The organism is Kitasatospora sp. Ki12 (assembly GCF_054601375.1).
Map to the genome: position 1 here is coordinate 1,598,685 of NZ_BAAIHT010000003.1, position 18,952 is coordinate 1,617,636.

An 18,952-nucleotide genomic window follows, 5' to 3' on the forward strand; every position below is an offset into this window, starting at 1 on the left:
GTCACCCGTCAGCCACCCCGAAGCCCCACCGCCAAGGTCAGTTCGAGGACCCGGTCCGGCGAGGCCAGATCCGGGAACAGCTCCCGCAGCTGCGACATCCGGTACCGGACCGTCTGAGGATGGACGAACAACGCCGCCGCCACCTCGTCCCGCCTGCCCTGGTGCAGCAGCCACGCCCTCAACGTCTCCTCCAGCCGCCGTGCGGTCGCGACGGGCAGGGCCCGCAACGGCGCGAGGGCTCGGGCACGCAGGTCGGCGAACGCGTCCACGTCGGCGCTCAGCACCAGCTCCGGCAGGTGCTCCTCGGTGTCGCGGATGTCGGCGGAGAGGGAGCGCGCACGTACGGCTCGTGCGTACGAGGCGGACGCACGAGTCCATGGCCGGGCCGGGCCGACCACGGCGGCCCGGTCGGTCAGCTGCCGCAGGAGGTGCGATCGGTCGGCGTCGGGGACGAGCAGCACGCCGGTGGTGTCCGGCAGATCGTCGAGGACGAGAGTGCTCGGGTCGAGGACGCGGTAGGCGGGCCGGGCCTGGACGGCGGGCAGCACGACCGCGGTCAGCGAGACCGGGGGCTGCCACCCGGCCCGTTGGACGGCGGCCAGCAGCACGTCCGGGCTCGCGCCGGCGAGGAGGTCGCGGGCCAGGTGTTCCAGGTGGCGTTCCTGGGCCCTGCCCCGGGCGGCCAGTTCGTCGGCATGGCCCGCGGCGCTCGCGGCGGAGAGCTCGTCGATGTAGGCGAAGGTCAGCTCGGCGAACCTGGCGACCTCGGCGGCGGGCAGACCCGCGGGTACGGCACCCGCTGCCAGGCATCGCCAGGCCACCCGGGCGCCGACGCGGTAGGCGCTGAGCAGGGCGTCCATCGAACGGCCGTCGCGCACCTCGCCGCGGCCCAGCTCGTAGGCCGCGTCACCGGCGTCGCCGCCCGTGGCGTTCCCGCTCGCGAGGTCCAGGTAGTGCCCCAGGGCGGTGCGGACGGCTCGGCGGATGGTGCCGCCCATACGGCCCGAAAGGGCGTTGGCGTAGGGAGGGACCTCGTCGATGATCGCCTCGACGACCTCGTCGGCGGTGGCCGTCAGCGCGGCCCGAAGCGCGGTGACCGTCGTCTCGTCCAGGACCGGCTCGCCGGCCCTCCGGATGGCATGGCTCATGTTCTTGTTCCCTGCGAACAATTCTGCGGAGCAGATTTACGCCCTACGGTCAGGACTTTACGCCCTGAGGCGCAGCAAGCTGGAGTCATGACGAGTGCAGCCCTCCGCAGCAGGGCGTGGAAACTGCTGGAGATGGTCACGACGCCGCTGCTGCCGTCGGACTACCTCGACCTGGTCAGCCCGCTGCGTGCGGGCGCCGACCTGCGTGGGCGCATCGAGGCCGTGCACCCCGAGACGGGTGACGCCGCGACCGTCGTGATCAAGCCGGGACGGGGCTGGCGCGGCCACACGGCCGGCCAGTACGTGCGGATCGGGGTCGACGTCGACGGGAGGCGCCTGTGGCGTGCCTACTCCCTCACCTCACCGACGGACCGCCGGGACGGCCGCATCACGATCACCGTGAAGGCGATCCCGGACGGCAAGGTCAGCAACCACCTCGTCCGCAGGGCGGCACCGGGCACGCTGGTCCACCTCGACCAGCCGACCGGTGACTTCGTCCTGCCGCAGGCCAAGCCCGCCAAGGTGCTCTACCTGACGGCCGGCAGCGGCATCACGCCCGTGATGGGCATGCTGCGCGACACCGGGTTCGACGACGTCGTCATGGTCCACTGCGCGCCGCAGCCGCAGGACGTGATCTTCCGCGACGAACTGCACCGCCTCGCCGCGGACAGGAAGCTGCGCCTCACCGAGGTGCACACCGCCACGGACGGCAGGCTCGACATCGCCCGTCTCGGCGAACTCGTGCCCGACTGGGCCGAGCGCGAGACCTGGGCCTGCGGGCCCGCGGGCCTGCTCGACGCCGCCGAGGAGCACTGGACCGAGCACGGCCTCCGAGAGCGCCTGCACACCGAACGCTTCCGCCCCCGCACGGTCGTCACCGGCGGCGACGGCGGCGAGGTCACGTTCAGCGCCACCGGCACGACCGTCGACGCGGACGGCGCCACGCCGTTGCTGGACGTCGGCGAGGAGGCCGGCGTGCTCATGCCCTCCGGGTGCCGCATCGGCATCTGCTTCGGCTGCGTCACGCCGCTCAAGGCGGGCGCCGTCCGCGACCTGCGCACCGGCGAGATCACCGAGGCCGAACCGGGCGTCCTCATCCAGACCTGCGTGTCCGCCGCGGCGGGCCCCTGCGACATCGAACGGTAGACGCACCTTGACCGCCATCGACCCCACCGCCCACCTGACCGCGGAGCAGATCGAGGAGCTCGGCCGCGAGCTGGACGCGATCCGCGACGAGGTGCTCGCCGACCGCGGCGAGAAGGACGCCGCCTACATCCGCAAGGTCATCTCGGCGCAGCGCAAGCTCGAACTGGCCAGCAGGGGCGTGCTGCTGTTCTCGATCTTCCCGCCCGCATGGCTGCTCGGCACCGCCGGCCTGTCCGTGGCGAAGATCATGGACAACATGGAGATCGGCCACAACGTCCTGCACGGCCAGTGGGACTGGATGCGGGACCCGAAGATCCACTCCACCACCTGGGAGTGGGACCACGTCTCGCCGTCCGAGCAGTGGAAGCACTCGCACAACGAGCTGCACCACACGTACACCAACGTGATCGGCAAGGACAACGACCTCGGCTACGGCATCATGCGCGTCGACGAGGACCAGAGGTGGCACCCGTTCCACCTCGGCCAGCCGCTGTGGAACTTCATCAACGCCTGCTTCTTCGAGTACGGCATCGCGGCGTACGACCTGGAGCTCGGCAAGAACCTGCGCAAGCGCCGCCGCAAGGACCCGGAGTTCCGCGCCCGGGCCAGGGCCGTGGGCCGCAAGATCCGCAAGCAGGTGCTCAAGGACTACGTGATCCACCCGCTGCTGTCGGGCCCGTCGTTCCTCACCACGCTCGCCGCCACCTTCACCGCGAACCTGGTCCGCAACCTCTGGACCCACTCGGTGATCATGTGCGGGCACTTCCCCGAGGGCGTCCAGGTCTTCGAGCGCCGGTCGATCAACGGCGAGACGCGCGGCCAGTGGTACCTGCGCCAGATGATGGGCTCGGCGAACATCAGCGGCAGCAGGGCCATGCACTTCATGAGCGGCAACCTGTCCCACCAGATCGAGCACCACCTGTTCCCGGACCTGCCGAGCAACCGGTACGCCGAAGTCGCGGTGAAGGTGCGCGCGCTGTTCGAGAAGTACGAGCTGGAGTACGTCACCGGGTCGCTGCCCAAGCAGGTGTTCTCCGCGTGGCACAAGGTCTTCCGGCTCTCGCTGCCGAACAGGAAGCCCAAGGTCAGGACACCGGCCCCCGAGAAGGAGCTCGTCGCGGCCTGACCCCGGTATTCCTTCTCCCGGGCTCAGCTCAGCGCAGCGCTCCCGGGCTCAGCGCAGCGCTCCCAGGCTCAGCGCAGCGCGGGGTGATCCGCGATCACCGTGCAGCTTCCCGGGGCGATCTCGGTGAAGCCCGCGTCCTGGACCACCGGCAGCCCGCTGCGGACCAGCTCCTCCCACGCCTCCGGCGCGGCCGTCCGCACCGCCAGCGCGAAGCCGGACTCCGCCCACTCCTTGCGCTGCGCGTCGTCCAGCCGCCACCAGGCGAGCTGGGCGGCGTGCCCGGTCTGCGCCATGGTCTTGCCCGCGCTCATCTCCAGCTCCGGGTTGAGCCACAGCACCGGCAGCCCCGGCTCGGGCGCACCGGGCTCGGCCGTCTCCTCCAGGTCCGTCCCGGAGACCTGCAGCTTGGCGAGCTCCTTCGGCCAGCCGTCCAGCGGGATCGGCGGGAACACCCGCACCTCCGCCTCCCGCCCCTGCACGGTGACGCCCGGCAGCTCGCCCGCCCGACGCCACTCACCGCTGCGGGCCCGCCGGACCACCTTGCGGATCCGGGCGTCCTCCCAGGCCACGACCTGCTCCGCCCACTCACCGTCCGCCTCGGTCACCCGAGGGTCGGAGAGCAGGGTGAGCACCGCCCGGGCCGAGGTCTCCAAGGCGTCCGTCCGCCCCGGCGGAGTGGCCTTCTCCACCCGGACGACCAGCGGCAGCACGTACTGCGGCCGCGCGTCACGCTCTTCCGGCGCCGGAGAACCACCGGAACCGGAGCCGGAGCCCGAACCCGGACCCGAACCGGGCTCGCGGTCGATGTCGGAGGCGGAGTCGTGCGAGGAGGCGGAAGGCGCGGAAGCCGGCATGTCGAACGGAGAAGTCACCCGACCAGCATGCCAGCCCCGTCCCGCCCGGCTCGGCCCGCCCCGGGCGGCTCCGGTTCAGCGCAGCCGCTGCCGCAGCTCGTCCACGGCGGTCCGGATGCCCGCGCTGAAGGCGTCCTCGGGCAGCGCGTCCAGGCTGCGCACGGCCCGTTCGAGCTGCTCGCGCGCGAGGTCGGGCTCGCCGAGTTTGAGGTGGTCGGAGGCCAGGTTGAGGTGCAGCGAGGGGTAGAAGGCACGCCGGGCACGCCGGGGCCGACGCCCGGTCAGCGCCGGTAGCCGCGCTGGGGGTCGCGCTCCTCCGCGTCCTCGTACATCAGGAACCACCCCTCCGGGTGCGTGGCCGCCAGCAGCATCTCCGTCCGCTGCTCGGCGGCGAGCTCCGGGTCGCCGTCGTCGGGCCCGAAGACGCCGAACAGCTCGTCGTGGCAGCCGTCCCAGTCGTAGTCGTAGAGGTCGGCCGGGAGGTCGCCCATCATGTCCGCCACCGACTCGGGCTGCGCGCCGAGCAGCGTCCGGGCGTCCACCAGCGCCATCCGCAGGGCGATCTCCTCGGCCAGGCAGCGCGGCAGCGGCCACTCGCCGAGCGCGAGGTCGTCGGCCAGGTCGTCGAAGGCCCGGGCCATCGTGCGGCGCCAGCCCCGGTGCATCCGCCAGGTGCGCTGGGGCAGCCGGGCGTAGACCGTCCAGTCCGGGTCCTCGTTGTCGGTGACCGCCTCGTCCCCGTGTTCGTCGAGGTCGTCGTAGGCGGCGTCGGCCAGTCCGAGCAGCTGGGCGTGGAGCAGGCAGGCGGTGCGCGGGGTGAGCGTCCAGTCCGCGCCCGCGCCGCCGTCCTCCTCGTCGCCCTCCAGCGGGAACAGCTCGGCGAAGTCGGGGGTGAAGTCCTCGGTCACGCTGATCTCCAGCGTGCCGCCGACCGCCTCGACTCCGGGGATGGCGGCCACCAGCCGGTCCGGGTGCAGCAGGGCGCCGAGCGCCGCGTTGGCGTCCTCGGCGACTTCGCGCAGGAGTTCGCGGCGCTGGCCGGCCGGGTCGACCCCGTCGAAGTCCAGCTCTTCGACGGCCCTGATCGCGGCCGCGCGCAGGGCCGGCCAGTCGGTGATCCGCAGGCCCAGCACCACCGTCGCCTCGATCTCCTGCGCGCCGGAGTCCTCCGCCGCGCCCGGCCCCTGTGGATGATCGCTTCGCTCGCCCATGGGGCTACGGTACGGCTTTTCGGCCGCCCGATCACCGGTCCGGACCAGCTTCCGGACGCCTTATCGGCCACTGCCCCGCCGTGCCTCTGTCACTCGGACGCCTCACCTGGGCAGGATGAGTGCCATGGCTGACATCAATGAGTACGGCGGCGGGCAGGGCCCGAACGCCGACGTCCTGGTCGTGACCACCAATGACATCCCCGGCTTCCGGGTCGATCACGTGATCGGCGAGGTCTTCGGACTGACCGTCCGCAGCCGCCACATCGGCAGCCAGATCGGCGCCGGGTTGAAATCGCTGATCGGCGGCGAGCTGCGCGGGCTGACGAAGACGCTGGTCGAGAGCCGTAACGAGGCGATGCAGCGGCTGGTCGAGCAGACCAAGGCCCGCGGCGGCAACGCCGTCCTGATGATGCGCTTCGACGTGACGGAGGCGGCGGACGTCGGCACCGAGGTCTGCGCCTACGGCACCGCCGCGGTGATCTCCCCGCTCGCCTGAGCGGCCCCGCGCCGCCGCACCCTCCGACTGCGCACACCGCGCCCGGTGCCCGGCACCCCCGTCCGAGAACGGCGGGAACAGTCACCGGGGCCCCGATGTTTCACCGGCGTGACTGTTTACGGTGCAACGAACTCGGGCGCGGCGAACTCGGGCCCGGCAGGCTCCGGTGTGACGGGCTCCGGCGTGACGGACTCCGGTGCGGTGAACCCCGGCGCGGTGAACTCGGGCCCGGCAGGCTCCGGTGTGACGGACTCCGGTGCGGTGAACCCCGGCGCGGTGGACTCCGGCGCGCCACAGCGGGTGGACGTCCTGGTGGTGGGCGCCGGGCAGGCGGGTCTGTCCGCCGCCTACCACCTGCGCCGCCGCGGCTTCGCCCCGTACCGGGCGGGCGCCGACGGCGGCTTCGTCGTGCTCGACGCCAACGCCGGGCCCGGCGGCGCCTGGGCGCACCGTTCGCCGTCCCTGCGGATGGCCACCGTGCACGGCTTCCACGACCTCCCGGACGCCGAGCTCCCGTCGGTCGACCCCGAGGCCCCCGCACGCGAGGTGGTGCCGGGGTACTTCACGGCGTACGAAGCCCGGCACGCGCTCCCGGTCGTACGCCCGGTCGCGGTGCGCGCCGTACGCGCCGAGTCCGAGCGCCCCGACTCCCGACTGCTGGTCGAGACCGACCACGGCATCTGGTCCACCCGGGCGCTCATCAACGCCACCGGCACCTGGACCCGGCCGTTCCTCCCGCACTACCCCGGCCACTACGCGGGCCGCCAGCTGCACTACGCCGACTACCACGGGCCCGAGGAGTTCGCGGGCCGGCGCGTCCTGGTGGTCGGCGGCGGCGCCTCCGCGATCCAGGTGCTGTCCGAGGTCGCGGCGGTCGGCGAGACGGTCTGGGTCACCCGCTCCGAACCCGTCTACCACGAGGGGCCGTTCACCCCCGAGTACGGGCGTGCGGTGGTCGCCAAGGTCGAGGAGCGGGTCCGCCAAGGGCTGCCGGTGCGCAGCGTGGTGAGCGTGACCGGGCTCGGCCCGTCCGTCGCCTACCGGCGCGCCGAGGAGCTGGGCGCGCTGCACCGGCGGCCGATGTTCGACCGTCTCACCGAGCGCGGAGTCGCCTGGGGCGACCAGGAGCTGGCGGTGGACGCGATCGTCTGGGCCACCGGCTTCCGGCCCGAGGTCGGCCACCTCGCGCCGCTCGGCCTGCGCTCCCCCGGCGGCGGCATCGCGCTGACCGGCACCCGCGCCACCGCCGATCCGCGCGTCCACCTGGTCGGCTACGGCCCGTCCGCCAGCACCGTCGGCGCCAACCGGGCCGGGCGCGCGGCCGTCAACGACCTGGTCGAGCTGCTCGGCGACCCGGCGAAGCTGCCCGAGCCGGCGGCGGTCTGACCGGCTGCGGGGCTGGCCGGCGGCGGGTCAGACCGCCCACCGGCGGCCGCCGACGGCGCGGGCGCCGGCCCAGGCCTCAGCGGTCGTAGTCGACCGTCACCCGGTCGGTGACCGGGCGGGCCTGGCAGGTGAGGACGTAGCCGGCCGCCAGTTCCTTCTCCTCCAGGGCGAAATTGCGGCGCATCTCCACCTCACCCTCGGTGACCAGGGCCCGGCAGGTGCCGCAGACCCCGCCCTTGCAGGCGAACGGCAGGTCGGGGCGGGAGCGCTGGGCGCCGTCCAGGATCGAGCGGTCGCGCGGGAGGGACAGGGTGCTGCCACGGCCGTCGAGGACGACGGTGACCTCGCTGCGCACGCCCTCGGTGCCCGCCGCGCGGTCGGACGAGGCGTCCGTCCGGTCCCAGTCCTCGTCGCGCTCCGGGAGCGGCTCGTCCTCGGCGTGGAACAGCTCCTGGTGCACGCGCTCGCCCGGGACGTCCAGTTCGGTGAGCAGTTCCTTCGCCCCGGCGACCATGCCGAACGGCCCGCACAGCCACCAGTGCCCGACGCTCCCGACGTCCACCAGCGCCGCCAGCAGCGCCCGCACCCGCTCCGGGTCGAGGCGACCGCTGAGCAGTTCGGCGTCCCTGGTCTCCCGGGAGAGCACGTGGACCAGCTGGAAGCGGCCGAGGTAGCGGTCCTTCAGGTCGGCCAGCTCGTCGGCGAACATCACGGTGTCGCTGCGGCGGTTGCCGTAGAGCAGGGTGACGGTGGAGCGGCGGTCGGCGGCCAGCACGGAACCGGCGATCGACAGCATCGGGGTGATGCCGGAGCCGGCCGCGAGCAGCACGTGGTCGGCGGGGACACCGAGCTCGGGGGTGAACAGGCCCGACGGCGTCAGCACCTCCACCTCCTCGCCGGACCGCGCCTCGCGCACCAGCCAGCGCGAGAACAGCCCGCCCGGCACCTCCCGGACGGCGATCCGCAGCGGTCCGCCGACCGGGGCGCAGATCGAGTACGAGCGGCGCTCGTCGGCCCCGTCCACCAGCTTGCGCAGCGTCAGGGTCTGCCCGGGACGGAAGGCGTAGTCCTGGGCCAGCTCGTCCGGCACCGCGAAGGTCACCGCCACGGCGTCCTCGCAGAGCCGCTCCACCCGGTCGATCCGCAGCCGGTGGAAGGTGGGGCGGCGGGCCGGGCGGATGCCGGTCGCCGGGGTGTCGGCGGGGGCGGACGGGACGGCGGCGGGCATTCAGATCTCCTTGACGCGTTCGAAGGGCTCCCGGCAGGCGCGGCAGCGCCAGAGCGCCTTGCAGGCGGTGGAGCCGAAGCGGGACAGCTCCTCCGTCTCCGTGTCGCCGCAGAGCGGGCAGGGCACGGGGGGCGCGACCGCGGCGCGGCTCCGGGCGCCGACGCCCGCGCCTGTGCCTGCGCCCGTGCCCGCGCTCACACCGGTGCGGGTCGGGCCGAGGGCGAGCGGGACCGGTCCGGACGCGCCGACGGCGGAGGTCGGACGCGGCGGGGCGATGCCGGCCTCGCTGAGCTTGCGGCGGCCCTCGGCGGTGATCAGGTCGGTGGACCACGGCGGGTCCAGCCGCAGCCGTACCCGGACCTCCGGGTACCCGGCGGCGCGCAGCCGGCGGTCCACGTCGGCCGCCATCTCGGCGACGGCGGGGCAGCCCGAGTAGGTCGGGGTCAGCCAGGCGGTGACCGCGCCGCCGGCGCCGTCCACCTCGACCTCGGCCAGGACGCCGAGGTCGGCCAGGGTGAGCATCGGCAGTTCCGGGTCCGGGACGGCCGCGGCGACCGCCCAGGCCCGGTCGCGGGTGCTGCCCGCGACCGCCGCGCCGACGGTTCCCGTCACCACGTCGGTTCCCGTCACCACGTCGCCCCCGGGTGCGCGCGGGCCAGCACCTGCAGCTCGGCGAGCAGCGGGCCGAGGGCCTCGGTGTGCACGCCGTCCCGGCCGGCCCGGCCGAGCACGGTGGCCAGCGGCGGCACCTCCGGCACGGTCAGTCCGGCCTCGGCGAGGACGGCGCCGAGCGAGGCCAGCACCGGTTCGCGCAGCGTCGCCGGGTCCACGCCCACCCGCAGCTCCACCGGGTGCGCCGTGAACAGCTCCTCCAGCAGCGGCCAGACGGCGTCCAGACCGGCCCGCATCCGCTCGGCGGAGTACGGCGTGCCGTCGCCGAGGCGCAGCGTCCAGGCGGTGGCGTACTCGCGGTGGTACGCCAGCTCCTTGACGCCCCGGGCGGCGACCGCCGCCAGCACCGGGTCGGGGTGCCCGGCCAGCGCCTCGTACAGGGCGCCGCGCGCGGTGGCGAACAGCAGCAGCCGGGCGATCGAGTACGCGAAGTCGCCGTTCGGCGCCTCCACCATCCGGACGTTGCGGAACTCGTGGTCCTCGCGCCAGTACGCCAGGTCGTCCTCGGTGCGGCCGGAACCGTCCGCCTGGCCGGCCCGGGTGAGCAGCAGGCGGGCCTGGCCGAGCAGGTCGAGGCCGAGGTTGGCGAGCGCGACCTCCTCCTCCAGCTCGGGCGCCCGGGTGCACCACTCGATCAGCCGCTGGGAGAGGACCAGGGCGTCGTCGCCGAGCATCTGGCAGTAGGCCGCGAGGTCCGCGCCGTCCGTGCCGGCGGGCAGGGCGGTGTCCACGCCGAGCAGCGGGTCGGCGAAGCCCGTCCCGTACGCCCAGCGGCCCTCGCCCTCGGGGCCCGGGGTGGCCTCGGCGAGGCTGAGGTAGACGTGGTCGTCGTCGGTGGTGGACGTGGTGTGGTCGTGCACGGTGGCTCCCCCGTCAGATGTGCGGGACATCCTCGGGGATGTCGTAGAAGGTCGGGTGGCGGTAGACCTTGTCGCCGCTGGGCTCGAAGAACGGGTCCCGCTCGTCCGGGGTGGACGCGGTGATCGCGTCCGAGCGGACCACCCAGAGGCTGACGCCCTCGTTGCGGCGGGTGTAGAGGTCGCGGGCGGCGAGCAGGGCCATCCGGTCGTCGGCCGCGTGCAGCGAGCCGACGTGGACGTGGTTCAGGCCGCGCCGGGGGCGCACGAACACCTCGTACAGCGGCCAGCCGGCCTTGGACCCGCTGTGAGCGGACCCGGTGTGCGCGGAACCGGTGTCGGCGGAACCGGTGTGGGGCTCGGTCACTTTCCGTTCTCCTCTTCGGTGTGCGACTGCTCGGCCGCGCGCTTGGCGGCGTAGGCGACGGCCGCCTCCCGGACCCAGGCGCCGTCCTCGTGGGCGGCGCGGCGGCGGTCGATCCGCTGCGCGTTGCACGGGCCCTGGCCGCGGATGACCCGGTTCAGCTCGGACCAGTCCGGCTCGCCGAAGTCCCAGCCGCCGCGCTCCTCGTTCCAGCGCAGCTCGGGGTCGGGGAGGGTGACGCCCAGGTGCTCGGCCTGCGGGACGGTCATGTCGACGAACCGCCGGCGCAGCTCGTCGTTGCTGTGCCGCTTGATCCGCCAGGCCATCGAGCGGGCGGAGTTCGGCGAGTCCGCGTCCGAGGGGCCGAACATCATCAGCGACGGCCACCACCAGCGGTCCACCGCGTCCTGCACCATCCGGCGCTGGGCCTCGGTGCCGCGCATCAGCGTCATCAGGAGCTCGTAGCCCTGGCGCTGGTGGAAGGACTCCTCCTTGCAGATCCGCACCATCGCCCGGGCGTACGGGCCGTAGCTGCAGCGGCAGAGCGGGACCTGGTTGCAGATCGCCGCGCCGTCCACCAGCCAGCCGATCACGCCGACGTCGGCGAAGGTGAGGGTCGGGTAGTTGAAGATCGAGGAGTACTTCTGACGGCCGGAGATCAGCTTCTCGGTGAGCTCGGCCCGGTCGACACCGAGGGTCTCGGCGGCGGCGTAGAGGTAGAGGCCGTGACCGGCCTCGTCCTGGGCCTTGGCGAGCAGGATCGCCTTGCGGCGCAACGAGGGGGCCCGGGTGAGCCAGTTGCCCTCGGGCTGCATGCCGATGATCTCGGAGTGGGCGTGCTGGGCGATCTGGCGGATCAGGGTGGCCCGGTAGGCGTCGGGCATCCAATCCCTGGGCTCGATCCGCTGCTCGGCCGCGACGACCGCCTCGAACCGGTCCTCCGGCGTCTGCGCGGGGATCGCCTCGGCCACCTCTGCTGTCACCACGGTCCCCTCTCGTGTCCTGCCCTGCGGTCCGCCCGGGGTCCGGACGCCAACCGACTGACCGTTCGGTCGGTACCATTCTGCGCGGCGGGGCGGAGCGATGGCAAGGCGGGGAACAGATAACAGCTGACAGATTTCGAAATCTGTCAGCTGTCATCTGTCATCTGTTCGCTGTTATCCGTTCCCTGTCATCTGTTCGCCGTCAGGTGCCGACTGTCGGCGGCCGGCCGTCGAAGGACCGCCCTACCTCCCGCTCACCCCTCCGCACGGTCGCGCAGTCGCGGCAGCGGTACGGCGAGGAGCGCCGCCAGCAGGGCGATCCGTGGGCCGATCTGGTCCAGCCTGATGTGCTCGTGCCGGGCGTGGGCGCCGGCGCCGACCGCGCCGAAGCCGTCCAGGGTCGGGAGCCCTCGCGAACCCGGCAGGTTGGTGTCCCCCGCCCCGCCCGCCGGGGCACCGTCCAACTGCTGCCCGAGCACCGCGGCGAGCGAACGCACGTGCCGGAGCAGCGGGTTGCCGGTGCGCTCGGGCCACGCCGGACGACTGGACAGCACCTCCGTCCGCACCCGGGCGCCCGGGCGCAGCGCGGTGAGCCGGGCGAGGTGGTCGAGCGTACGGCGCTGCGCCTCGGCGGTGGAGAACCGCAGGCCGAGTTCGGCCTCGGCCCGGCCCGCGATGACGTTGGCACGCGAACCACCGCTGATCCGACCGGCGTTGAGCTCCGTACCCGGCTGACCGGCGAGGTCGCGGACGGCCACCAGCTGGTCCACCAGCTCGTCGACCGCGGACACCCCGTCGTGTGCGTCGTTGCCCGCGTGCGCCTCGCGCCCGGTCACGGTGAGCCGGACCCGGGTGCTACCGCGCCGCGCGGTCTTCAGCCGACCGTCGGGGTGCGGCGGTTCGAGCCCCAGCACCGCGGCGGCTCCCCGCAGTTGGCGCTCGACCAGGCGGCGCCCGTCCGGGCTGCCGACCTCCTCGTCGGAGACCACGACCAGCCGCACGGCCCGGTGCGGGCGCTCCCCCAGATCCGCCAGCAGCGCCAACGCGCCTTCCAGGATGGCGAGTCCACCCTTCATGTCGACCACACCCGGGCCGGTGAGCCGGCCGTCCTCCTCGGTGACCGGCCAGTCCGCCAGGGTGCCGACCGGCCAGACGGTGTCATGGTGGCCGACGATCAGCAGGTGCGGCAGGGTCTCGTCCCGGCCCTCCCACTCCAGGACCAGGTGGTCGCCGGCCGGTCCGGGTTCACGGCGGGCGGTGGCCCCGGTGGCGCGGAATCCGGCCGCCAACTCTTCGGCGAGGGCGTCGAGTCGTGGGGCGTCCCCGCTGGGTGATTCGATCCGGGCCAGGTCGGCGCAGCGGCGTCGAACGGCGCCGGCGAGGGTACGGGCGCGGGCGCTGAGCGCCTGCGGAAGACCGGGCAGCGCCGCGGTGACGGTGGCCTTCGCGGTGGCGGCTGCCGTGGCGGCCGTGCCGGCAGCGGTGGCAGCGGCGGTGACCGGGGCGGCGGGGGTGGTGGGGGTGACAGGGGCCGTGGCCGTGTTCGCGGGGGCGGTCGGGGACACGGCCGTCGCCGTGGCCGGACTCGCGGCCGACACTGCGGGCGGGCTCGCGGCCGACACTGCGGGCGGGCTCGCGGCCGACACCGCGGGCGGCACCGCGGGCGGGCTCGCGGCCGGTTCGGTGGTCGAGGTGGCCGCGGTGATCACGGCGCCCGTGGCGGTCCTGGTCACCGCGGCGGCGGTGGCGACCGTCGTGACGGGGGTGGCGGCCGCCCCGGCGAGCGCTTCGCCGTCGGCGGCGGCAGGGACGGAGACCTGGGTTCTGTCGGGCTCGGTGGCAGCACCTTGGGCAGTGGGCGACCCGACGATCTGGGGACTCAACGCTCGCCTCCGCGGCCGCCGCCGGTATTCAGCGGCCGGACCGGCCGACCGCTCCCGCCCGGGTGCCGGCCCCGGCCGGACCTCACCGTGCGGCCGGACGTCACCGTGCGGCCGGACGTCACCGTGCGGCCGGGATGATCGGCGGTCCGCCGGAGCGGCCCGTCTGGCCCAAGTACGGTGGAACGGCTGGGCGGCGTGCTTGGCATTGCGTCCTCCTCGCTCGATCCGGTGGCCCCGGTCCGCCCGGAGCCGCCGTGGACGGCGGCTTCCTCGCGGTGGGCGCAATGGCCGGACCGCCGCAGGGAAGCCGAGATGTGAGCCTAGAAGAACCGTTCGGTTTCCTGCGAGGTGGCCCTGCTCCCAGCGTGCCGGTACCGGGCCCAGCCTCGGACACCCGTCGGAGAGCGGCAGCGGGCGCACGGCGCGCGGGCCTGGATCGGCGCGCGGACGCGGTCGCCGGATCGCGCCCATCTCCACCATGGACCCGCCGCCCGAGTTCGGCAGCGCAAACCGCCAAGGCACGGCATTTCCACGCCGGATGGGTGACAGCGGCTCAGCGGGCGGTACCAACCGGGAGCACGCGACGGCTCAGGGAAGCCCGCTCCGACACCCGGCCTGACTCCACGGGAACGTCCGGGGAACACCCGCGTGAACACCCGCCGATGCGGTGCCCCGACGAGCCCCGCCGTGCGCCGCCACCGAAGGCCTCGCCCGAGGCGTCGCCGACGGCGCTGCCGGAGGCCTCGCCCGAGGCGTCGCCGACGGTGCCGCCCGAGGCGGGGCCACCGTGCTCAGAAACCGTCCCCCACCAACCCGGCATCGCGGGCCAGCAACGCGGCTTGGACCCGGTTTCCGACGCCGAGCCCGGTCAGGATCCGACTGACGTGCGCCTTGACGGTGCTCTCCCGCATCCCCAGGACGCCCGCGATCTCGGCGTTGGAGAGCCCGTCGGCGAGCTCCCGCAGCACGTCGGTCTCGCGCGGGGTGAGCCCGGCGACCCGCCCGCGCGCGGCGACCGACCGGGGTGCGCCGACCCGGTGGTAGCGGTCGATCAGGCGCCGCGCCGCCGCCGGGTGCAGCATCCCCTGGCCGCCCGCGACGACGTGCACGGCCCGGGCGATCTCGGCGGGCGGGGTGTCCTTCAGCAGGAAGCCGTCCGCCCCGGCGGCGAGTGCCTGGTACACGTACTCGTCCAGGTCGAAGGTGGTGAGCGCGATGACCCGCGGGGCGTCGGGCAGTTCGCGCAGGCGCCGGGTGGCGGCGATGCCGTCGAGCCGGGGCATCCGGATGTCCATCAGGGCCACGTCGATCCGCCGGCTCCCGGCGAGTTCGACGGCCTGGAGCCCGTCGGAGGCCTCGGCGACCACGGTGAGCGCCGGGTCCTGGGCGAGCAGGTCGACCAGGCCGAGGCGCACCAGCGCGTCGTCGTCAACCACCATCGTGCGGATCATGCGACGTCCTTCGGCTGCTGCTCGGGGTGCTCCGGCTGCTGCGGGTGCTGCGTCTGCTTCGGGTGCTCCGGCTGCTGCGGCCGGTTCGGCGGTTTCGGAACGTTCGGCGCCTCCGGAAGGTTCGGCGGCTCCGACCGGTCCGGCGGCTCCGACCGGTTCGGCGGCTCGGAGCGCTGCCGTCGCTCGGACCGGTCCGGCCCCGGAAGGGGAGCGCCGGTGCGGGCAGGGCGCGAGGCGTCCACCGACGGCAGCGGGCGCCCCGGCGCGGGCAGCCGGGCGGAGAGCCGGAAACCTCCGCCGCCGTCCGGGCCCGCGTCGAGGTGACCGCCGAGTGCGCCGACCCGTTCGCTCAGCCCCACCAGGCCGTAGCCACCACCCGGGACCGGTCCGTCCGGCGGCGCCTCGGCCGGGCCGTTGCGGACCTCGACGGTGGTCGCCGGTTCCCCGTAGCCGACCCGGACGCTGACCGGCGCGGCGGGCGCGTACTTGCGGGCGTTGGTCAACGCCTCCTGAACCAGGCGGTGCACGGCCAGCCGGTGGGTGGTCGGGACAGTCTCCGGATCTCCGGCGAGGGCCAGTTCGACCCGCTGCCCGGCCTGGGTCGCCTCGCCGACGAGTTCGGTGAGGTCACGCAGGGCGGGCGCCGGGACGGGCCCGGCCGCCGTCGGCTCGGACGGCTCCTCGGTACCGGCGGCCGGCCGGACCGGCGGATCTGCCCGCAGCGCGCCCAGGACGTCGCGCAGGTCGTCGAGCGAGCGGGCGGCGGTGGTGCGCAGCAGTTCGAGGCGGTGGGCGAGCCGGGCCTGATCAGCGGCGACGGTGCCGAGCCGGGCCTGGTCCCGCAGCACCCCGGCGTGCAGCACCAGGAGGCTCAGGCGGTGGGCGAGCACGTCGTGCATCTCCCGTGCGATCCGCGCCCGTTCGGCGGATCGGGCCTGCTCGGCACGCAACTCCCGCTCGCGGCGCAGCGCGTCGACCTGTGCGTGCAGGGTGCGGATCAGCACCCGCCTGCCGTGGAGCCACAGGCCGAAGGACAAGGTGGCGGCCTGGACCAGGAGTTGGGACCCCGTGGTGCCGGCCCAGCCGACCAGCGAGTCCGCACCCGTCGCGCTGACCACCGCGATGACCGCGCCACCGGCCATCGCCGGGCCGGCCCGGCCGAGGTGGGCGAGGTAGAAGACGCTGAACAGGCCGGGGAAAGCCCGGTTGAGCAACCCCGCGGTGAGCACCGGCAGTACGGCGGAGGCGACCGGGTGGCGGCGGGCGAAGAGCAGTGAGAGCGCGGCGAGCGCGACCATGACCGTCCGCGGTACGCGCAGCGGACCGTCGACGTGGAGCCACTGGACCATGGACTCCTCGACGGTGAGGGCGAGCACGCCGAGCAGCAGCGAGGTGTCGGCCCAGGGCCGGTGGTCCAGGCCGTACCAGCCGAGCAGGCTCCTGCGCATCTGGTCCCTCCTTTCTCCGCTCCGCGGGCCGTCGCTACCGTCCCCGGTCCCACCCCCACTCCCGGCCCCGGCCCCGGTCCCGGTCCCGATGCTAGGGGCGCCCGGCTCCACGGCGCCCCTGTCTTCCGACCAACCGCACCCTCGACTTTCGTCGGGGGTACGCGTCGCTGACCGGCCGATTCGCGGCGCTCCCACCCTTCCTAGCGTCAACGGTATGACGAACGACCAGCTCATCCACCGTCCCGACTCCCCACCCCCGAGGCACGGTTCACCGTCCGGAGGCGACCGCCTGCTGTTCCTCGCCGAGGCGCTGCGCGCCTTCCACGACACCGGCGCGCTGGCCCCGAGCGGTCCGGAGCTGGTGAACGCGCTGGTGGTACCGGTCATCAGCCGCCCGAACCGCCCGATCTCGGTGCTCGAGGTCGGCGCCGGCACGGGCGTGGTGACCCGCCGGCTGGTCCAAGTACTGCGCCCGGGCGACCGGTTGCACGTGGTCGAGGCCAACCCGCGGTTCGCCGACCGACTGCGGGAGGACCCGGTGCTGGCCGCCCGCCACCCGGCGGTCAGCCTTCGGCTGTCGGCCTGCCGGGTCGAGGAACTGCCGCAGTGCCGCCCGTCGGCACCTCTGCCCGCCTCTCCGTCGGCGCCGACGGAGACGGCGGCAGGACCGGAGACGGCGGCAGGACCGGAGGCGGCGACGGCGGAGCACGGCGAACGGTACGACGCGATCGTCTCCGGACTGCCGTTCACCAACTTCCGTCCCGCGCAGGTCCGCGAGATCCTCGACCTCTACCTGCGGCTGCTGACCCCCGGCGGCGAGCTGACGTACTTCGGCTACCTCGGCACCGCGACGGCGCGCACCCTCACCTCCGGCCCCCGCCGGGGTGCCCGGCACCGGGCGGTGGTGCGGCTGCTGCGGCGGTTCGAGGCGTCGTACGGCCTGGGCGAGCGCACGGTGTGGCGCAACCTGCCGCCCGCCCGCGCCCACCTGCTGCGCTCCCCCGGCGGGCGGGAGACCTGGACCGGCTCCGAGCCCGGGACGCGCGACGACACGGCCTCCGAATCGACGGGCGGGGCGGCCCCGCTCGATGATGGACCGGGGCCGGGCCCGGCCCCGACTCTCCGACTCTCCGACAGTGAGGTCCCGCGATGACCGTCTCGATCCGCGACGTGGAAGAGAAGAACCGCTTCGAGGCATGGGTGGACGGCGTACTGGCCGGCTTCGCCGAGTACCTGCGCAGCGACCACCTGGTGGTCTACCCGCACACGGTGGTCGAGCCCGCGTTCGAGGGCCAGGGCATCGGCAGCGCGCTCGCCCGTGCCGCACTGGACGACGCCCGCGCCCGCGACCTGCCCGTTCTCGCCACCTGCCCCTTCATCAAGGGCTGGATGCTCAGGCACCCCGAGTACACCGACCTCGCCTACGAGAACCGCAGCCGGGTCGCCGACTGACGGCCGCCGAGCGGCGCCTGGTCGGGCGCCGGCGCTGACAGATGACAATCGACAGATTTCAACTTTCAGATAACAGACGACAGCGAACAGATTTTGGTATCTGTTCGCTGTCGTGCCATAGTGGCACCCGGGCCACCCTGCCGCGCCGCGCCCCTCACCCCCGCTCGGCGCCGCATCCACCCCCGGACCCCCTGGAGTGCCCATGTCTTCGACCTCCCGCCCCGCGCAGCGCCACCTCGGCACCGCCGGTCCCGTCACCTCCGCCCTCGGCCTCGGCTGCATGGGCATGTCCGACCTGTACGGCCCGGCCGACGAGGCCGAGAGCATCGCCACCGTCCACGCCGCCCTCGACGCCGGGATCACCCTCCTCGACACCGGCGACTTCTACGGCATGGGCCACAACGAACTGCTGATCCACGAGGCACTGCGCGGCCGCGACCGCGAGGCCGTGCGGATCAGCGTGAAGTTCGGCGCCCAGCGTGGCCCGGACGGCCAGTGGCTCGGCTACGACGCGAGCCCGGCCGCCACCAAGACCGCGCTCGCCTACACCCTGCGCCGCCTGCGTACCGACCACGTCGACATCTACCGCCCCGCCCGCCTCGACCCGAAGGTCCCGGTCGAGGAGACCGTCGGCGCCATCGCCGACCTGGTGAAGGCCGGCTACGTGCGCCACATCGGCCTCTCCGAGGTCAGCGCCGACACCCTGCGCCGGGCCGCCGCCGTCCACCCGATCAGCGACCTCCAGATCGAGTACTCGCTGCTCAGCCGCTCGATCGAGGCCACCGTCCTCCCCGCCGCCCGCGAACTCGGCATCGGCGTCACCGCGTACGGCGTGCTCTCCCGCGGCCTGCTCAGCGGCCACTGGGGCCAGGACCGCGCCCTCACCGGCACCGACTTCCGCAGCCACAGCCCGCGCTTCCAGGGCGAGAACCTCGCCCACAACCTCGCGCTGGTCGAGGCGCTGCGCGCGATCGCCACCGCGAAGGGCGCGAGCGTCGCCCAGGTCGCCATCGCCTGGGTGGCCTCGCGCGGCCAGGACGTCGTCCCGCTGATCGGCGCCCGCCGCCGGGAGCGCCTCACCGAGGCCCTCGGCTCCCTCGACGTCACGCTGACCGAGGCCGACCTCGCCGCCGTCGAGGCCGCCGTCCCGGCCGGCTCCGCCGCGGGTGACCGGTACGCTGCCGCGCAGATGGCCCACCTGGACAGCGAGCACTGACCGGAACCCACCGGCACGACAAGCACCATCA

19 protein-coding genes are annotated in these 18,952 nt (G+C 74.1%); 7 read left to right on the forward strand and 12 right to left on the reverse strand.

Annotation, left to right across the window (positions count from 1 at the left end; genetic code table 11):
- Positions 1-8 precede the first annotated feature (8 nt).
- Positions 9-1,148, reverse strand: a complete 1,140-nt coding sequence (locus ACYP53_RS37615) for a PucR family transcriptional regulator (protein ID WP_459650694.1) — start codon at positions 1,146-1,148, stop codon at positions 9-11.
- A gap of 87 nt (positions 1,149-1,235) precedes the next feature.
- On the opposite strand from ACYP53_RS37615, the gene ACYP53_RS37620 reads away from it, so the two are divergent.
- Together ACYP53_RS37620 and ACYP53_RS37625 are read left to right on the forward strand one after the other, a co-directional pair.
- Positions 1,236-2,294, forward strand: coding sequence for a ferredoxin reductase (locus tag ACYP53_RS37620; RefSeq protein WP_459650695.1), 1,059 nt, complete (start codon positions 1,236-1,238; stop codon positions 2,292-2,294).
- Positions 2,295-2,301: 7 nt separating this feature from the next.
- The gene (locus ACYP53_RS37625; protein WP_459650696.1) at positions 2,302-3,420 is read left to right on the forward strand and encodes a fatty acid desaturase family protein; all 1,119 of its coding nucleotides are present in this window, start codon (positions 2,302-2,304) and stop codon (positions 3,418-3,420) included.
- Positions 3,421-3,488: 68 nt separating this feature from the next.
- Here ACYP53_RS37625 and ACYP53_RS37630 read toward each other — a convergent pair whose 3' ends face one another.
- From ACYP53_RS37630 to ACYP53_RS37640, 3 genes are all read right to left on the reverse strand, one after another.
- Positions 3,489-4,274, reverse strand: a complete 786-nt coding sequence (locus tag ACYP53_RS37630) for an aminoacyl-tRNA hydrolase (protein ID WP_459650970.1) — start codon at positions 4,272-4,274, stop codon at positions 3,489-3,491.
- 75 nt (positions 4,275-4,349) lie between these two features.
- Complete coding sequence (locus ACYP53_RS37635; RefSeq protein ID WP_459650697.1) at positions 4,350-4,616, reverse strand: hypothetical protein; 267 nt, start codon at positions 4,614-4,616, stop codon at positions 4,350-4,352.
- Complete coding sequence (locus ACYP53_RS37640; RefSeq protein ID WP_189913830.1) at positions 4,556-5,485, reverse strand: hypothetical protein; 930 nt, start codon at positions 5,483-5,485, stop codon at positions 4,556-4,558. The genes ACYP53_RS37635 and ACYP53_RS37640 overlap by 61 nt, the downstream gene beginning before the upstream one ends.
- Before the next feature lie 124 nt (positions 5,486-5,609).
- Here ACYP53_RS37640 and ACYP53_RS37645 point away from each other — a divergent pair, with 124 nt between their 5' ends.
- Positions 5,610-5,981: a YbjQ family protein gene (locus ACYP53_RS37645; protein WP_189913831.1), complete on the forward strand. Its 372-nt coding sequence runs from the start codon at positions 5,610-5,612 to the stop codon at positions 5,979-5,981.
- A gap of 243 nt (positions 5,982-6,224) precedes the next feature.
- Positions 6,225-7,367, forward strand: coding sequence for an NAD(P)-binding domain-containing protein (locus tag ACYP53_RS37650; protein ID WP_459650698.1), 1,143 nt, complete (start codon positions 6,225-6,227; stop codon positions 7,365-7,367).
- A 76-nt stretch (positions 7,368-7,443) separates the two neighbouring features.
- Here ACYP53_RS37650 and paaE read toward each other — a convergent pair whose 3' ends face one another.
- The 8 genes from paaE to ACYP53_RS37690 form a co-directional block, all read right to left on the reverse strand.
- Entirely contained in the window at positions 7,444-8,595 is a 1,152-nt protein-coding gene (gene paaE / locus ACYP53_RS37655) for a 1,2-phenylacetyl-CoA epoxidase subunit PaaE (RefSeq protein ID WP_459650699.1), read from the reverse strand.
- Positions 8,596-9,117, reverse strand: coding sequence for a PaaD-like zinc ribbon domain-containing protein (locus ACYP53_RS37660; protein WP_229928361.1), 522 nt, complete (start codon positions 9,115-9,117; stop codon positions 8,596-8,598). It lies immediately after the preceding gene.
- A gap of 104 nt (positions 9,118-9,221) precedes the next feature.
- Entirely contained in the window at positions 9,222-10,157 is a 936-nt protein-coding gene (gene paaC, locus ACYP53_RS37665; protein WP_189913834.1) for a 1,2-phenylacetyl-CoA epoxidase subunit PaaC, read from the reverse strand.
- On the reverse strand, positions 10,141-10,407 hold the full coding sequence (gene paaB / locus ACYP53_RS37670; RefSeq protein ID WP_220450137.1) for a 1,2-phenylacetyl-CoA epoxidase subunit PaaB: 267 nt from the start codon (positions 10,405-10,407) through the stop codon (positions 10,141-10,143). The genes paaC and paaB overlap by 17 nt, the downstream gene beginning before the upstream one ends.
- An 80-nt stretch (positions 10,408-10,487) precedes the next feature.
- On the reverse strand, positions 10,488-11,447 hold the full coding sequence (gene paaA / locus ACYP53_RS37675) for a 1,2-phenylacetyl-CoA epoxidase subunit PaaA (RefSeq protein WP_373313680.1): 960 nt from the start codon (positions 11,445-11,447) through the stop codon (positions 10,488-10,490).
- Between the two features lie 278 nt (positions 11,448-11,725).
- Positions 11,726-13,354 carry a M20 family metallopeptidase gene (locus tag ACYP53_RS37680; RefSeq protein WP_459650700.1) on the reverse strand — a complete coding sequence of 543 codons (1,629 nt, stop codon included), beginning with the start codon at positions 13,352-13,354 and terminating at the stop codon, positions 11,726-11,728.
- 791 nt (positions 13,355-14,145) lie between these two features.
- The gene (locus ACYP53_RS37685; protein ID WP_189913837.1) at positions 14,146-14,805 is read right to left on the reverse strand and encodes a response regulator; all 660 of its coding nucleotides are present in this window, start codon (positions 14,803-14,805) and stop codon (positions 14,146-14,148) included.
- On the reverse strand, positions 14,802-16,253 hold the full coding sequence (locus tag ACYP53_RS37690; protein WP_459650701.1) for a sensor histidine kinase: 1,452 nt from the start codon (positions 16,251-16,253) through the stop codon (positions 14,802-14,804). Before ACYP53_RS37690 ends, ACYP53_RS37685 begins: the two co-directional genes overlap by 4 nt.
- Positions 16,254-16,467: 214 nt before the next feature.
- Between ACYP53_RS37690 and ACYP53_RS37695 the strand changes: the two genes are divergently transcribed.
- The 3 genes from ACYP53_RS37695 to ACYP53_RS37705 all read left to right on the forward strand — a co-directional run bounded on the left by ACYP53_RS37695 (position 16,468) and on the right by ACYP53_RS37705 (position 18,921).
- Positions 16,468-17,406 (forward strand): class I SAM-dependent methyltransferase, encoded by a 939-nt coding sequence (locus tag ACYP53_RS37695; protein WP_459650702.1) that lies wholly within the window; start codon positions 16,468-16,470, stop codon positions 17,404-17,406.
- Positions 17,403-17,705 carry a GNAT family N-acetyltransferase gene (locus ACYP53_RS37700; RefSeq protein ID WP_189913839.1) on the forward strand — a complete coding sequence of 101 codons (303 nt, stop codon included), beginning with the start codon at positions 17,403-17,405 and terminating at the stop codon, positions 17,703-17,705. The genes ACYP53_RS37695 and ACYP53_RS37700 overlap by 4 nt, the downstream gene beginning before the upstream one ends.
- A gap of 202 nt (positions 17,706-17,907) precedes the next feature.
- Positions 17,908-18,921: an aldo/keto reductase gene (locus tag ACYP53_RS37705; protein ID WP_189913840.1), complete on the forward strand. Its 1,014-nt coding sequence runs from the start codon at positions 17,908-17,910 to the stop codon at positions 18,919-18,921.
- The last annotated feature ends 31 nt before the right edge of the window (positions 18,922-18,952 follow it).

Bases quoted from the DNA above. Each gene is read 5' to 3' on its own strand.
- ACYP53_RS37615 (WP_459650694.1), bottom strand. From the start codon at position 1,148: ATGAGCCATGCCATCCGGAGGGCCGGCGAGCCGGTCCTGGACGAGACG.
- ACYP53_RS37620 (WP_459650695.1), top strand. From the start codon at position 1,236: ATGACGAGTGCAGCCCTCCGCAGCAGGGCGTGGAAACTGCTGGAGATG.
- ACYP53_RS37630 (WP_459650970.1), bottom strand. From the start codon at position 4,274: ATGCCGGCTTCCGCGCCTTCCGCCTCCTCGCACGACTCCGCCTCCGAC.
- ACYP53_RS37640 (WP_189913830.1), bottom strand. From the start codon at position 5,485: ATGGGCGAGCGAAGCGATCATCCACAGGGGCCGGGCGCGGCGGAGGAC.
- ACYP53_RS37645 (WP_189913831.1), top strand. From the start codon at position 5,610: ATGGCTGACATCAATGAGTACGGCGGCGGGCAGGGCCCGAACGCCGAC.
- paaE (WP_459650699.1), bottom strand. From the start codon at position 8,595: ATGCCCGCCGCCGTCCCGTCCGCCCCCGCCGACACCCCGGCGACCGGC.
- ACYP53_RS37660 (WP_229928361.1), bottom strand. From the start codon at position 9,117: ATGCTCACCCTGGCCGACCTCGGCGTCCTGGCCGAGGTCGAGGTGGAC.
- paaC (WP_189913834.1), bottom strand. From the start codon at position 10,157: ATGTCCCGCACATCTGACGGGGGAGCCACCGTGCACGACCACACCACG.
- ACYP53_RS37685 (WP_189913837.1), bottom strand. From the start codon at position 14,805: ATGATCCGCACGATGGTGGTTGACGACGACGCGCTGGTGCGCCTCGGC.
- ACYP53_RS37690 (WP_459650701.1), bottom strand. From the start codon at position 16,253: ATGCGCAGGAGCCTGCTCGGCTGGTACGGCCTGGACCACCGGCCCTGG.
- ACYP53_RS37695 (WP_459650702.1), top strand. From the start codon at position 16,468: ATGACGAACGACCAGCTCATCCACCGTCCCGACTCCCCACCCCCGAGG.
- ACYP53_RS37700 (WP_189913839.1), top strand. From the start codon at position 17,403: ATGACCGTCTCGATCCGCGACGTGGAAGAGAAGAACCGCTTCGAGGCA.
- ACYP53_RS37705 (WP_189913840.1), top strand. From the start codon at position 17,908: ATGTCTTCGACCTCCCGCCCCGCGCAGCGCCACCTCGGCACCGCCGGT.